The sequence below is a fragment of the Pedomonas mirosovicensis genome (assembly GCF_022569295.1).
GTDB lineage: Bacteria > Pseudomonadota > Alphaproteobacteria > Sphingomonadales > Sphingomonadaceae > Pedomonas > Pedomonas mirosovicensis.
This window is the reverse complement of record NZ_JAKFIA010000001.1, coordinates 2612044-2624644: the sequence shown is the minus strand read 5'-3', so window position 1 is coordinate 2624644 and position 12601 is coordinate 2612044. Positions and strand designations below refer to the sequence as shown.

At 65.8% G+C, this 12601-nt stretch carries 17 protein-coding genes and 1 pseudogene; 9 read left to right on the top strand and 9 right to left on the bottom strand.

The genetic code is table 11. From position 1 onward, the window contains the following. The first annotated feature begins 8 nt into the window (after positions 1 to 8). Positions 9 to 884, top strand: a complete 876-nt coding sequence (gene alkB, locus L0C21_RS12575; protein WP_259278682.1) for a DNA oxidative demethylase AlkB — start codon at positions 9 to 11, stop codon at positions 882 to 884. Here alkB and L0C21_RS12570 read toward each other — a convergent pair. The 9 genes and pseudogenes from L0C21_RS12570 to pspF form a co-directional block, all read right to left on the bottom strand. Beyond that, entirely contained in the window at positions 793 to 1368 is a 576-nt protein-coding gene (locus tag L0C21_RS12570) for a DUF924 family protein (RefSeq protein ID WP_259278681.1), read from the bottom strand. The two genes, alkB and L0C21_RS12570, sit on opposite strands and share 92 nt — an antisense overlap. Positions 1369 to 1525: 157 nt before the next feature. Continuing rightward, a complete protein-coding gene (locus L0C21_RS12565) occupies positions 1526 to 2077 on the bottom strand; it encodes a hypothetical protein (RefSeq protein ID WP_259278680.1) in 552 nt (183 codons plus the stop codon). Continuing rightward, on the bottom strand, positions 2074 to 2688 hold the full coding sequence (locus tag L0C21_RS12560) for a hypothetical protein (RefSeq protein ID WP_259278679.1): 615 nt from the start codon (positions 2686 to 2688) through the stop codon (positions 2074 to 2076). Before L0C21_RS12560 ends, L0C21_RS12565 begins: the two co-directional genes overlap by 4 nt. A 350-nt stretch (positions 2689 to 3038) precedes the next feature. Then, on the bottom strand, positions 3039 to 3440 hold the full coding sequence (locus tag L0C21_RS12555) for a DUF983 domain-containing protein (protein WP_259278678.1): 402 nt from the start codon (positions 3438 to 3440) through the stop codon (positions 3039 to 3041). 145 nt (positions 3441 to 3585) lie between these two features. Continuing rightward, positions 3586 to 4878 carry a nitroreductase family protein gene (locus L0C21_RS12550; RefSeq protein WP_259278677.1) on the bottom strand — a complete coding sequence of 431 codons (1293 nt, stop codon included), beginning with the start codon at positions 4876 to 4878 and terminating at the stop codon, positions 3586 to 3588. Positions 4879 to 5008: 130 nt separating this feature from the next. Then, positions 5009 to 6488: pseudogene (locus tag L0C21_RS12545) on the bottom strand (AMP nucleosidase). A gap of 29 nt (positions 6489 to 6517) precedes the next feature. Next, positions 6518 to 7057, bottom strand: coding sequence for an NUDIX hydrolase (locus L0C21_RS12540; protein WP_259278676.1), 540 nt, complete (start codon positions 7055 to 7057; stop codon positions 6518 to 6520). 529 nt (positions 7058 to 7586) lie between these two features. Next, positions 7587 to 8186, bottom strand: a complete 600-nt coding sequence (locus L0C21_RS12535) for a superoxide dismutase (RefSeq protein WP_259278675.1) — start codon at positions 8184 to 8186, stop codon at positions 7587 to 7589. 160 nt (positions 8187 to 8346) lie between these two features. Beyond that, positions 8347 to 9381 carry a phage shock protein operon transcriptional activator gene (pspF, locus tag L0C21_RS12530; RefSeq protein ID WP_259278674.1) on the bottom strand — a complete coding sequence of 345 codons (1035 nt, stop codon included), beginning with the start codon at positions 9379 to 9381 and terminating at the stop codon, positions 8347 to 8349. 209 nt (positions 9382 to 9590) lie between these two features. On the opposite strand from pspF, the gene L0C21_RS12525 reads away from it, so the two are divergent. From L0C21_RS12525 to L0C21_RS12490, 8 genes are all read left to right on the top strand, one after another. Further along, positions 9591 to 9764 (top strand): hypothetical protein, encoded by a 174-nt coding sequence (locus L0C21_RS12525; RefSeq protein WP_259278673.1) that lies wholly within the window; start codon positions 9591 to 9593, stop codon positions 9762 to 9764. A gap of 147 nt (positions 9765 to 9911) precedes the next feature. Then, positions 9912 to 10583: a phage shock protein PspA gene (gene pspA / locus L0C21_RS12520; RefSeq protein WP_259278672.1), complete on the top strand. Its 672-nt coding sequence runs from the start codon at positions 9912 to 9914 to the stop codon at positions 10581 to 10583. A 27-nt stretch (positions 10584 to 10610) separates the two neighbouring features. Then, a complete protein-coding gene (pspB, locus tag L0C21_RS12515; RefSeq protein ID WP_259278671.1) occupies positions 10611 to 10874 on the top strand; it encodes an envelope stress response membrane protein PspB in 264 nt (87 codons plus the stop codon). Positions 10875 to 10876: 2 nt separating this feature from the next. Continuing rightward, a complete protein-coding gene (gene pspC / locus L0C21_RS12510; protein WP_259278670.1) occupies positions 10877 to 11257 on the top strand; it encodes an envelope stress response membrane protein PspC in 381 nt (126 codons plus the stop codon). Between the two features lie 42 nt (positions 11258 to 11299). After that, on the top strand, positions 11300 to 11596 hold the full coding sequence (locus tag L0C21_RS12505; RefSeq protein ID WP_259278669.1) for a hypothetical protein: 297 nt from the start codon (positions 11300 to 11302) through the stop codon (positions 11594 to 11596). A gap of 21 nt (positions 11597 to 11617) precedes the next feature. After that, entirely contained in the window at positions 11618 to 11884 is a 267-nt protein-coding gene (locus L0C21_RS12500) for a hypothetical protein (protein ID WP_259278668.1), read from the top strand. 85 nt (positions 11885 to 11969) lie between these two features. Then, positions 11970 to 12191, top strand: coding sequence for a hypothetical protein (locus tag L0C21_RS12495; RefSeq protein WP_259278667.1), 222 nt, complete (start codon positions 11970 to 11972; stop codon positions 12189 to 12191). Between the two features lie 45 nt (positions 12192 to 12236). Beyond that, entirely contained in the window at positions 12237 to 12452 is a 216-nt protein-coding gene (locus L0C21_RS12490; protein ID WP_259278666.1) for a hypothetical protein, read from the top strand. Positions 12453 to 12601 lie beyond the last annotated feature (149 nt).

Here is a 12601-nt window from a genome sequence, read left to right as displayed (position 1 = left end):
GAGCGCGCGTGATTGGGGACCTGTTCGCGGAGATGGGCTCGCCCGATGCAGGCAAGGCGGAGGTGCTCGCCGAAGGGGCGGTGGTGCTGCGCGGCTTTGCGCTGGGCGACGCCCCGGCGCTGCTGGAAGCGGTGGAGCGGATTGCGGCGGCGGCTCCCTTCCGGCATCTGGAGACGCCGGGCGGCTTTCGCATGTCCGTCGCCATGACCAACTGCGGCGATGTGGGCTGGGTGTCGGACAGGCGCGGCTATCGCTACCAGCCGCTCGACCCGCTGACCGGCAATCCCTGGCCGCCCATGCCGCCGCTGTTTCTTGGTCTGGCGCGGCGGGCAGCCACGGCTGCGGGCTTCCGCGACTTCCACACCGATGTGTGCCTCATCAACCGCTACGCTCCGGCTGCGCGGCTGACTTTGCATCAGGACAAGGACGAGAAGGGCTATACCGACCCCATCGTCTCCGTCTCCCTCGGCCTACCGGCCACCTTCCTGTTCGGCGGCCTCAGCCGTTCGGACAAAACCCGCCGCGTGCGGCTGGAGCATGGGGACGTGACCGTGTGGGGCGGCCCCTCCCGCCTCGCCTTCCATGGCGTTGCGCCCTTGGGCGAAGGCGAGCACCCGGCAACCGGCCAATGCCGCATCAACCTCACGTTCAGGAGGCGCTGTAGGTTTATTTCATTATGCAGGGGACTCGGTCCCCTGCACCCCGTTCGTTTTAGGGCCGTGCGTGGGGAAAGGGCGCGTTCCGATAAAAATGGAAGGGGGTTCCAAGGGGGTCTGAGACCCCCTTGGTGGATCAGAAACTCGACCCCGGCTGTTTCAGAAACTCGATTTCCTCCGGTGTCGACTCCCGGCCCAGCACGGCGTTGCGGTGGGGGTAGCGCTTGAAGCGGTCGATGATGGCCTTGTGCTGGAGGGCGTAGTCGTAAGCCTCGTCGTTGCCGATAGTGGCGAACAGCTCGACCGACAAGGCCTGATCCGCCGCGTCCTCGCTGTGCATCAGCGGCATGTAGAGGAACTGAAGCTGATCGCCGCGCAGCTGCTTGTCAAAGCCGCGCTCGATGGCGTCCTTGGTGAGCGCCAGCGCCGCCGGATCGCAGGCGAAGGTGCGCGGCGAGCCGCGGTGGAGATTGCGGGAGAACTGGTCGAGCACGATGATGGCGGCGAGCAGCCGCTCCGGCGTTTGCCGCCAGTCCTGCGGCACGGTCGTGCACAGCCGCTCGTGCAGTGCACCGAAGCGCTGGCGGATTTGCGCGTCCAGCGCCGCATCGACGACGAAGCGCCGCTCGGGCGGGACCTCGCCCAGCCAGAAGGCAAGAACCTCGATCGCCTCGGCGGCGGTCGAAGCGATGGCGGTTGTCGCTGCGTGCATTGGTCCCCTCCCTATCTTGCCCGCGCGACTGTAGCGCATCGAGGCGGAAGGGGGGCGAGAAAAGTCCGGCGCGCGGGTTGCCAGCCGTTACTGGTGCTGCCCGCCGCTGCCGGGTCGGTTGGCGACCGGGCCGCGTGGGGCGCGGTTGGGCGGCTTGTCATCGTAGGGGCAGGGGTGTGTGCAACGACCCGACACGGGGCAACAGCACATAGGTCAGGGAGCGGCGGGCTGATGCGCGGGCCGGCCTGAGGGCGTGGCCGACGCGCAGGCCGATGGCCATGGTGCCGGGGCCGTGGGCCAAGGCCGCGGTGCGACGGCGAAACTCCCCGGTGGTCCCCCGTGCTTCCTCCCGATCCGCCATCCAGTTCAACTGAGAGATGGGCTGGAAGCCCAGGCCGCGCGTGGTGGCTTCGAGGTGGAGCCGTTGCAGCAGCCGCCCGGCTTCCACCAGCTGGACCGGATCGGTGATGTCCTTGACCGTGATTGTGCCGAACAACGGGGTGTTGGGCATCTGTACGTTGGCGATCTGGTCCAGCGCAAAGCGGGCATAGTCGTCCTCGCCCAGTTCCGGCAGGGCCATGGCCGTGCGCACCTGTAGGTCGGTGAGGCCGGTGGCGATGAAACTGATGCCGTCCATGGTGGCCTGTATCTGATCCAGGGTCTGGCGACACCAGCGAAACTGCTCGGCGAGCATGGCGGGTTCGTTCATGGCCGCCTGGGCCGCAAGAGTGGTGCCCTCGGCAAAATATTGGCTCTTTTTGGTATCGGCGGCGAATAGGTCAAGGCGAACCGGGCCACCAGGCGAGAGGCTTTGCAAGGCCGCGATCGCCTCCGGCGGAGGCAGGCGGTGTGTATCATAGGCGCCGCGGTTGGTGTGCCGCCGGGCAATGGCGTGAAAGTGGGGCGTTTTCTCAGGGGGGCACTGCCGAGGCTGAGGCGGGCTACGGTGTCGTCTGCGGGGCCGTTGGGGAACAGCGTGACGGAGGCGGGGTGGCCCAGCCCCCGCGCGCCGACGACCATGTTCTCGATGCAAGCGCCCAGGCCCATGAGCGCGACCCGGTTGAATGGGTCAAGCAGCGCGGTGTAGCTGTGGTGGTTGAAGAACAGGTCGATCGTGTTGTCGTAAACCCGTATCAGCCATGGCTGGGTGTTGAAGTTGGAAGGGGCCAACGTGCCGGCCAGGGCCACGGCCTCAATGCCGTGCACGCGCCCCAACTGCCACTCGACCCAAGACTCGTACGCCCGACCGTCCTGCAGATTGGAGAAACTACCGCGGTCTACGGCGCGGTAGACGAAACCCGCCGCCGTGAGGGTTGCCATGGTAGCACCGCCTACGCCCAGAAAGAGCATAAAATTCCGTCGGCTGGTGGGCATGCGCCCTCTCCGCACCATCCCTGCTTTCAAGGAAAGAACGCCCGGAGCGAGTCTTGGAACCAGGCGAGAGGGTCTAAAAGCGAATCCGGCCCATCAGGGCCTTGGCGGAATGGCAGCGCGCCGAAGCGCGGGGACCTCGCCCAGCCAGAAGGCAAGAATCTTGATCGCCTCGGCGGCGGTTGAAGCGATGGCGGTTGTCGCTGCGTGCATCGGTCCCCTCCCTATCTTGCCCGCGCGACTGTAGCGCATCGAGGCGGAAGGGGGCGAGAAAAGTCCGGTGCGCGGGTTGCCAGCCGTTACTGGTGCTGCCCGCCGCTGCCGAAGCCGTGCATCCGGTACGCCCATTGCAGGCCGATCACCGCCCCCTTGAAGGGCTGGATGAGGGCGGTCGCCATGACGAGCGTGACCAGCGGCCAGGTAATCATGTGGAAGGCCATGGACGGGTGAAAGGCCGATTCCACCTCCAGCAGGATCGTCACCACCACGTGGCCGGTGGCGATGATGGAGAGGTAGGGCGGCAGATCGTCGGCGGCATGGAGGGTCATGTCCGCGCCGCAGGAGGCGCAGGCGGGCGTCGCCTTCAGGAAGCGGGCGAACAGGCGGCCCTTGCCGCAGGCGGGACAGCGGCCCAAGAAGCCGCGCAGCAGGGCGGGCTTGAGGGGGCGCTCGGCGGCATCCTTCGTGCTGTGGTCTGTCATCGTGCCTTGGCCTGTTCGGTGAACGGGGGCAACCCCTGGGCCCAAAGTCCGAGATTGTCTAGTCCCTGGGGCGGGATGCGGCACTATGGATGCTGATTGTAACGGGCCGGGGCGCAGCGAAGGGCGGCGGGCGCCGCAGGGCGCGCTACTTCTTCGGCGGGTTGGAGACAGGGCCATTCATGCGCGGGTTGGGCGCTTTCGAGGGGCCGGAAGGCGGCGGAGCACCATGTACATGAGTGGGGCGCAGTGGCCCCAGACGCGGCACCAGCACGGTCGGGAAAGGACGGCGCGGCGAGATGCGGGCAGGCCGCTTCGGGTATCCGAGGCGCAGGCCGAGCACCACGTATCCCTGGCCGCCGGACAGCGAGGCAAGGCGCTCGCGAAAGACCGGCAGGCCGCCGCGCGCTTCCTCCCGGTCCGCGATCCGGTTCATTTGCGAGAGGGGCTGGAGCGCAAGGTTGCGGGCTGTCACTTCCAGGTGCAGCCGCTGAAGGAGCCGGCCCGCCTCCAGCAGATGGGTCGGATTGCTGAGGTCGTCCACGCACAGGAGACCGAACATGGGCGTGTAGGGCATCTGGTCATTGCGGGTGGTCTCGAGCCACATCTGGCTGTAGCTGTTCATATTGATATCGGGCAGGGCGATGCCGGTTCGCACCTGCAGATCCGTCAGCCCGCTGCTGAGAAAGCTGGTGCCGTCCCTCGCGGCCTTCACCTGGTCCATGGTCTGGCGGAACCAGCGGAAGCTCTCCGTCATCATGCTGGGGTCGGACGTAAACTCCTCGGTGGCGGCGAGCGTGCCTTCAATGAAGCTCTGCCCGGCCGGGCTTTCGGCGGCAAACAGCCTGAAGCTGGCAGGCCCGCTCGGGGACAGGCGCTTGAGCGTGGCAAGAATGCTGGCGGACGGCATCCTATCGCGGTGATAACGGCTGCGATTGGTGTGGCGGTTGGCAATGGCGAGAAAGCGGGGCGTCTCGTTGGGCGCGCCCGTGCCCAGCGTCAGGCGGGCCACATGATCGCTGTTGTCAGGGTTGGGAAAGTAGCGAAGGCTGGCCGGAGTGCCCAGGCCTTCGGCCGCCGTCATCATGTTCTCGATGCAGCAGCCCAGCCCCAGCAGCACGTCGCGGTCGTAAGGGTCGATGAACAGGGCATAGCTGCGCCGGTTGAGGTAGAGATCAACAACATGCCTTTCCAGCCGGAACAGCCAGGGCTGGGTGTTGAGGGAGGAGGCTGCCAGCGTGCCGGCCAGGGCCACGCCTTCCGAGTCGAGCAAGCGTCCTTCCTGCCACTCGCGCCAGGGTTCGAAGGGCCCGCCGCCCTGCAGATCGGAAAAGCTGCCGCGATCAACCGCCCGGTAAAGGAAACCGGCTGCCGTCAGCGAAGCAACGGTTGCGCCGCCGATGCCAAGGAAGAACACGACTGTTCGGCGGCTGGTGGGCATGTGCCTCTCGCATTTTCCTTGCGACAAGCAATAAAACGCGCGGGCGCGCCTCGTGGCTGCCGAGTGCCGCCTATAAAACGGACCAGCGTGCCGCAATGGCGAGGCCGGGACCCATCAGGAAAAGGCGGGGTCAGCGGAATGGCGGCTCATCGAAGCTCCGCAGCTTGCGGGAGTGGAGGCCGCCCATCTCCCCGCGCAGCAGCCCGATGGTTTTGAGGCCAATGGCCAGATGCTCGCCAATGGCCCGTTCATAAAAGGCATTGGCGCTGCCGGGCAGCTTGATCTCGCCGTGCAGCGGCTTGTCGGAGACGCAGAGCAAGGTGCCATAGGGCACGCGCAGGCGGTAGCCTTGCGCGGCGATGGTGCCGCTTTCCATGTCGATGGCAATGGCGCGGGAGAGGTTGATGTGCCGCCGCTCCTGCGCCCAGCGCAGTTCCCAGTTGCGATCATCGTTGGTGACGACCGTGCCGGTTCGCAGGCGTCGCTTCAGCTCGGCGCCATGCTCGCCGGTGACGGTGGCGGCGGCCTCCTGCAGTGCGGTCTGGATTTCGGCGAGCGCGGGCAGGGGGGATGTGCGGCGGCACGGCGTCGTCCAGAATATGATCCAGCCGCAGATAGGCGTGGGCTAGCACATAATCGCCAATGCGCTGGGAAGCGCGCAGGCCGCCGCAATGCCCCACCATCAGCCAGCAGTGAGGGCGCAGCACGGCCAGGTGGTCGGTGATGGTCTTGGCATTGGAAGGCCCGACGCCGATGTTGACGAGGCTGACGCCCTGGTTGTCCGGCGTGACGAGGTGATAGGCAGGCATCTGGTGCCTGCGCCACGGCGCGGCGGCGATGCGCTCGAAGGCGTTCTCCGGCACTTCGCCGCGCTCGATCCGCACCCCGCCCGAGGCGATGAGGGCGGAGTAGGGCCCGTCCTCCCGCGTCAGCTGGGCAATGCCCCAGCGAATGAATTCGTCCACGTAGCGGTGGTAGTTGGTGAAGAGAATCCACGGCTGGACGGCGCGCCAGTTCGTGCCGGTGTAGTGGATGAGGCGCTTCAGCGAATAATCCACCCGCAGCGCATCGAACAGCGCCAGCGGGCGCGGCGCATCCGGCGGGGCATCCCACAGGCCGTCGGCGATCTCGTCGCTCACCTGGGCGAGCGCGGTGGTGGGGAACCAGCGGGCCAGCTCGGCGGGCGGCATACTGCCGGCCATGAGCTCGTCCCCACCCTCCAGCACGAAGGGGTAGGGGATCTCCTGCCGGCTGGGGCCGACTTCGATGCTTGCGCCGTAATCTTCCACCAACAACGTGAGCTGTTCGACCAGATAGGCGCGGAATGCCTCGGGCTGGGTGACGGTGGTGGTATAGACGCCTGGGGCCTGGAACTTGGCATAGGCGCGCGGACCCGGTGTGCGGGCGACCCGTCCCGAATAGGTGACGCGCAGCAGGGGATAGCAGAAGTTCTGCCGCTCCTCCGGCGTTGGCGGGGTGCCGGTGGCGACGAACCGCTCCAGGGCCTCGCGCAAGGCTTCAACCGCCGCGCTGTGCAGGCTGTCAAGCGCGGTCACGGCCTCTTCGGGAGTAAGGGAGGAGGCGATGCCGTCAGTCTCGGGGTCGATCATGGCGCTCTCAGCGGAGTTGCGACGTCAGGCTAACATCCGGGGAAGGCGTCGCCAAGCATCCCCGGCGGATTGACAAAGGGCGCGCAGGCGGTTTTCTCCCACACCTCGCGGCGGTGGCGCAGCGCCCAATGAACGCTGGGAAAGGCCAGTTCGTCCCAGGGAATGTCGTCCCAATCGAACAGGCGTACCTCCAGGCTCTCGGGGCCGGGCGCGAAGCCGCCCGTCAGTTCGGCGACGTAAATGAGCTGGACCTGCGAAATGCGCGGGATGGAATAGACCGCCAGCAGACCGGTAATGCGGATATCGGCGCAGGCCTCCTCCCGCGCCTCGCGCCGGGCCCCTTCCTCGGCGGTTTCGTTCAGTTCCATGAAGCCGGCGGGAATGGTCCAGAAGCCGTGGCGCGGCTCGATGGCGCGGCGGCACAGCAGGACCTGCTCGCCCTGGCGGACGACCGCGCCCACCACGATTTTGGGGTTCTCGTAGTCAACGAAACCGCAGGTATCGCACACGCGCCGGAGCAGGGTATCGCCAGGCGGAATACGGCGGGAAAAGCTGTGGTCTTCGCTCATGTCCCGAATCTAGCGAGAGTTGCTGGCAAGGAAAGCCCGTGAGGCATTGCGGGTGAGGGAGAGGGTAGGGATTGCCCTCCCTTGGTTGGGGTGTTTGACCGGACGAAGTGAGCGCGGTAAGCTGAGCCTATTCAGCGATGAAGTGACCGCGAAGCCAAGACGAGCTTCCGGTATGGGGGGCAAGCATGGGGAAGAACCTGCAATCGCTTGAACGGCGCATCGGGACGGAGCTGTCAATCGCTGCCGTTGCCGTTGTTGCGCTCCATGTTGCGAACTGAAGCGACGCCATTGAGAACGCCGGGGCAGGACGCGCCGTCGTGCAGGATGATCCCTGGGGAATCCGCATGATAGGCAGCCTGGCCTTCTAGGTTTCGGGATGCTGGTCTCCGGGCGTCAGGTCAGCTCTGTCACCCGGAAAGCAAAGGCCGCCGGTGGGGTGTTACCGGCGGCCTCTTTTTAGCTTTTTAGCGCTTCGTGCGCCGCGCCCTTGGCGCGGCTTTCAAGCAGGGTGGCGCACCCTGCGGGAACCTTAGGCCGAGGCCAGGTTCTGGTTCACGAAGTCCCAGTTGACCAGATGGTCGAGGAACGCCTGGACGAAGTCCGGGCGGCGGTTCTGGTAATCCAGGTAGTAGGCGTGTTCCCACACGTCGCAGGTGAGCAGCGCCACCTGGCCGTGGACCATCGGCAGGTCGGCGTTGCCGGTCTTCACCACCTTCAGCTTGCCGTTCTCCAGCACCAGCCAGGCCCAGCCGGAGCCGAACTGGGTGGTGGCGGCCGTCTTGAACTGCTCGACGAAGGCGTCGTAACCGCCAAGGTCGGCGTCGATCTTCTCGGCGATGGCGCCCGTCGGCTTGCCGCCGCCGTTCGGCTTCATGCAGTTCCAGAAGAAGGTGTGGTTCCACACCTGGGCGGCGTTGTTGAACACCGGCGTCATGGACGGGTCCTTGGAGGATTCCTGGATGACCGTCTCGAGCGGCTGACCCTCAAGCGGCTTGCCTTCGAGCAGCTTGTTGAGGGTGTTCACATAGGCAGCATGGTGCTTGTCGTGATGGAAGCTGAAGGTCTTGGCCGACATGTGCGGCTCAAGGGCGTCGGCGGGATAGGGCAGATCGGGAAGCGTAAACGGCATCGGGGACGACCTCCTTGAATTGTATGGTAGAAATACTCGGCCTCTGATTTAGGCCCTGGCAGGCTCAAGGGCAACTAGCGCCGAAACGAGTACGCACGATTTCTGTCAAACGCGCAGAAGCGTATCCAGGCTGCGTTTGGGGGCGTATCAGCGAAATGGCCTAGAGCAGCCCCTGCTTCCGCAGGGCGTGGCGCAGCTGGTCGTAGGTGAGGCCGAGGGCGCTGGCGGCTTCCCGCTGGTTGAAGCGGGCGCGCTCCAGCGCGGCGCTCAGCAGTTGGCGCTCGTAGGCGGCGACGGCGGCGCGAAAGTCGCTGGCCGGCTCGGGCGCGGGCACAGCGGATGTGGGCTGGGCCGGGGAGGGGGCGGTGCCCGCCTTGCTGCCGGTCTCCTGCGGCGCTTTTGGAAGGGGTTTCGGCCGCCACGGCGACTCGAAGGGGTCGAGCACCAGCCGCTCGATGGGGCTGTAGGGATCGCCCCAGCGGTAGACGGCGCGCTCCACCGCGTTCTTCAGCTCGCGCACGTTGCCGGGCCAGGGATGCTCAAGCAGCTGCGCCATGCAGGCCTCGCTGAATCCGGGAAAGCCGTCCCACCCCATCTCCACCGCCATGCGCTGGCCGAAATGCTCGGCGAGCACGGGGATGTCCTCCTGCCGGTGGCGCAGGGGCGGCAGCGTGACGACATCGAAGGAGAGGCGGTCCAGAAGGTCGGCGCGGAAGCGGCCTTCCTCGGCGAGGCGCGGCAGGTCCTCGTTGGTTGCGCCCACCACCCGCACGTCCACCTCGATGGGGCGGCTCGCGCCAATGCGCTGGAGCTGGCCGTACTCGATCACCCGCAGCAGCTTCTCCTGCGCCTGGGGCGTGAGGGTGGCGATTTCATCGAGGAACAGCGTGCCGCCGTCGGCCTCCTCGAAGCGGCCCGCGCGGGCCTTGGTCGCACCGGTGAACGCGCCCGCCTCGTGGCCGAAGAGTTCGGCGTCGATCAGCGTCTCAGGCAGGGTGGCGCAGTTCAGCTGCACGAACGGACCATCCCAGCGGGTGGAGAGGCGGTGAAGCCGCTCGGCGATCAGCTCCTTGCCGGTGCCGCGCTCCCCAATCACCAGCACGGAGCGGTTGAGCGGCGCGATCAGCGAAACGCGATCGAGCGCGTCGAGAAACGGTCCGGCCTGGCCGACAAGGCGTGGAGCTTCCGCAATCATTGCCAATGTTTAGCAAAAATCGCTAACCCTTGGCAAACGACAAAACGATCCGGAACAGCGGTCAAAAAATAAAATTGGCCATTTTCAGTGGCTTAGTTCGTTACGGGCAAGTTGGCACGCTTCCTGCTTTTATCCTGGCATAGCGGACGGGACAGCCCACCGCACAAGGATAACAGCCCCACGGGGCTACGAGCTAAAGGGGAAGAGACATGAACACCAACCTGAACGTCATTATCGAAAACGTATCGCGTCATCTGGTGTGCGGCCTGGCCGCGCTGATCGCCGGCGGCATCGCCCTCAGTGTGGCGGCGGGCCCGGTGGAGGCCAAGTCCAGCCTGCCGGTCGCCGCCAAGGCGCCCGCCCAGATCACCATCGCTCTGTAACCGGCTGCCGGGCGGCGCACCCTTCCGACAGCCTTGGGGTAAGGCGCGGACTTGGGGTAGCATCCGCACAACAACCGGCAGCGGGAAATACCAAGGCAGGGTCTGGCATAGCATCCGGTGAGGCGCACAGTCGAAGGAGACTAAAAGATGGGAATTTTCTCGCGCCTGGGCGACATCATCGCCGCGAATATGAATGATATTCTGGACCGGGCCGAAGATCCGGCCAAGATGATCCGCCTCATCATCATGGAGATGGAGGAAACGCTGGTGGAGGTGCGGGCTTCGGCCGCGCGCACCATCGCGGATCAGAAGGAGGCGCGGCGCAATCTGGTGCGGCTGGAAGCGGCGCAGCAGTCCTGGGCCGAAAAGGCGGAGCTGGCGCTCTCCAAGGGCCGGGAAGACCTGGCCAAGGCCGCGCTGGTGGAAAAGCAGAAACTGGCGCAGATGTCAGCGCAGATCGAGCACGACATGCTGCTGATGGACGAGGCGCTGTCCAAGCACGAGGAGGACATCCAGAAGCTGGAGGCCAAGCTGCGCGAGGCGCGGGCCCGGCAGACGACGATCCTCAACCGGCTGGAGACGCTGGAGAACCGGGCGCGGATGCGCCGGATGATGTCCAGCCCGCGCATCGACGAGGCCTTCCAGCGCTTCGAGATGATGGAGCGCCGGGTCGATCTGGCCGAGGGCCGGGTGGAATCCTACGACCTGGGTCGCACCCGCACGCTGGAGGAGGAGTTCGCCGAACTCAAGGCCAACGACGAGGTGGAGGCGGAACTCGCCGCCCTCAAGGCTCGCGTCGGCGGAGACGACAAGAAGTAAGGGCAGACGCCGCGTGGGCCGGGGGCAATGCACCGGCCCGGCGGCGGGCGGCAAGGGGGAGAGGCTGTGGAAGAGCTTACTGGAATTATAATCGTGGCGATCCTGTTCCTGGGGATGCCGATGGTGGTGATGCATTACGCGGTTCAGTGGAAGCGGGCGCGCTCCCTGTCGGAAGACGACGAACAGTTGATGGATCACCTCCAGGAAAAAGCCCGCAGGCTCGAAGCCCGGCTGCACTCGGTGGAACGCATTCTGGATGCGGAGAACCCGCACTGGCGCAAGGATATTTGAACATGGTCCGCAAAACGAAATTCTATCTCGACAAGCGCAACGGCAAGCTGATGGGCGTATGCAGCGGCATCGCCGACTACATGGGGGTTGATACCCTGTGGATCCGGGTGGGCATGGTTGGCCTCACCCTGCTGGGCGCAGGCTGGCTGACCATCCCCGGCTACGTCATCGTCGGCCTGGTGGCGGACAAGAAGCCGCGCGAGCTGTACGACGTCGGCCCCGCGGAGGACGCCTTCTGGCGCAGCGCCCGCACCAGCCCGGCCTCGACCATCCGGAGCGTGCGCGGCGACTTCCGCGACATCGACCGCCGCCTGCAGAACGTGGAGGTTTATCTCACCTCCTCCAGCCGCAACCTGGCCTCGGAAATTGACCGGCTGCGGTAAGTTGACGGCAACAGCGAGGACGGCGGCAGGGAGGGGGATGACATGACCGATGTTCTGCTTGGGGTGATTGTTGTTGCGTGCATCGTGGGCTGGATCGTGACGACCTGGATCCGGGCGAAGAACGGCTATCCGGTTGAGGACATGCTGGGCTTCAAGGACCACAAGACCGGCGACAGCCCGGACAAGATCAAGGCCGCCTTCCTTGCCGAGATTGCCCGGCGTGACGAACGGATCGAGGCGCTGGAGCTGCGGGTGCAGGTGCTGGAGCGGATCGCCACCGATCGCTCCGGCCTCCTCTCCGAAGAGATCGAGCGCCTGCGCTCCGGCCCGGTGAATTGAGCAGAAACAGGGAGACCCGCCATGCCGGACTGGATTTTGTTCTTCGTGATCGTGGTTGGCATTCCGGTTGTGTTCGGCGTTCTCGGCGACGTGGGCAAACGGTGGCTGAAGCTGAAGGAAAAGCAGCTGAACCTCGCCGTTGAACAGGCCGGGCAGCAGGCGGCCCAATCCGCCGCCCGTATGGAGCGGCTGGAGCAGCGGGTCCGGGTGCTGGAGCGGATCGTCACCGATCGGTCAGGCCATCTCGCCGAAGAGATCGAGCGGTTGCGGGACGAGCCCCTCAATTAATGCTGGAAAACTGTTCCGGCTCTGCGATGAGAAGGCTGATGGCCCTGGGGAGGGCCGGCACAGCTGGAATAAAGAGAGGGATACCATGGGTCCGTTTGAAATGGTCGTCGCAATCGTGCTCATCGTTGCCATTGCGGGCGTGATGAAGGCGCGGGCAAGCAGCGGGCCGAGCCAGGAGGCGATGGAGCAGGTTGCGCGGCTCCGGGCCCGGGTGGACGAGTTGAATGACAGGGTAAAGGTGCTTGAGAAGCTGGCGACGGACCCGGCCAAGCGCCTTTCGGATGAAATCGAGCGGCTGCGGGGATAAGGCCGGGCGGCGAGCCCGGCGCAGCCGAGGGAGAGGGAAAACATCATGTCGGTGACATGGGCAATCTTGGGCCTTGGCGCTTTTCTGGCGGTAATGGCCATCGGAGCCGGGCTGTGGGTCTGGACGGTGCGGCAGCTGATGCGGCTGCGCGATGCGGAGCTGGAGGTGCGCGCCGCCGCCATCGCCTGCAGCACGCAGGAGTTCGCCGGTCTGCGGAGCCGGGTGGCGCGGCTGGAAGCCATCGCCGACGGCATCAACTGAGCCTGCCCCGTTCTTTAAGGGCAAGAGAACAGCGCGGCTGTTCTGAGATGAACAGGGCGTGGGGATCCAATCCCCCGCCTGAGGAAATTTCCCCCTCCTGCGCCATTTTTTGCGCCCGGCCCCCGGCTCGGGTTGACGCTGGGCGGAGG

Bases quoted from the DNA above. Each gene is read 5' to 3' on its own strand.
- L0C21_RS12570 (WP_259278681.1), bottom strand. From the start codon at position 1,368: ATGCACGCAGCGACAACCGCCATCGCTTCGACCGCCGCCGAGGCGATC.
- L0C21_RS12565 (WP_259278680.1), bottom strand. From the start codon at position 2,077: ATGAACGAACCCGCCATGCTCGCCGAGCAGTTTCGCTGGTGTCGCCAG.
- L0C21_RS12560 (WP_259278679.1), bottom strand. From the start codon at position 2,688: ATGGCAACCCTCACGGCGGCGGGTTTCGTCTACCGCGCCGTAGACCGC.
- L0C21_RS12555 (WP_259278678.1), bottom strand. From the start codon at position 3,440: ATGACAGACCACAGCACGAAGGATGCCGCCGAGCGCCCCCTCAAGCCC.
- L0C21_RS12550 (WP_259278677.1), bottom strand. From the start codon at position 4,878: ATGCCCACCAGCCGCCGAACAGTCGTGTTCTTCCTTGGCATCGGCGGC.
- L0C21_RS12540 (WP_259278676.1), bottom strand. From the start codon at position 7,057: ATGAGCGAAGACCACAGCTTTTCCCGCCGTATTCCGCCTGGCGATACC.
- L0C21_RS12535 (WP_259278675.1), bottom strand. From the start codon at position 8,186: ATGCCGTTTACGCTTCCCGATCTGCCCTATCCCGCCGACGCCCTTGAG.
- pspF (WP_259278674.1), bottom strand. From the start codon at position 9,381: ATGATTGCGGAAGCTCCACGCCTTGTCGGCCAGGCCGGACCGTTTCTC.
- L0C21_RS12525 (WP_259278673.1), top strand. From the start codon at position 9,591: ATGAACACCAACCTGAACGTCATTATCGAAAACGTATCGCGTCATCTG.
- pspA (WP_259278672.1), top strand. From the start codon at position 9,912: ATGGGAATTTTCTCGCGCCTGGGCGACATCATCGCCGCGAATATGAAT.
- pspB (WP_259278671.1), top strand. From the start codon at position 10,611: ATGCACCGGCCCGGCGGCGGGCGGCAAGGGGGAGAGGCTGTGGAAGAG.
- pspC (WP_259278670.1), top strand. From the start codon at position 10,877: ATGGTCCGCAAAACGAAATTCTATCTCGACAAGCGCAACGGCAAGCTG.
- L0C21_RS12505 (WP_259278669.1), top strand. From the start codon at position 11,300: ATGACCGATGTTCTGCTTGGGGTGATTGTTGTTGCGTGCATCGTGGGC.
- L0C21_RS12500 (WP_259278668.1), top strand. From the start codon at position 11,618: ATGCCGGACTGGATTTTGTTCTTCGTGATCGTGGTTGGCATTCCGGTT.
- L0C21_RS12495 (WP_259278667.1), top strand. From the start codon at position 11,970: ATGGGTCCGTTTGAAATGGTCGTCGCAATCGTGCTCATCGTTGCCATT.
- L0C21_RS12490 (WP_259278666.1), top strand. From the start codon at position 12,237: ATGTCGGTGACATGGGCAATCTTGGGCCTTGGCGCTTTTCTGGCGGTA.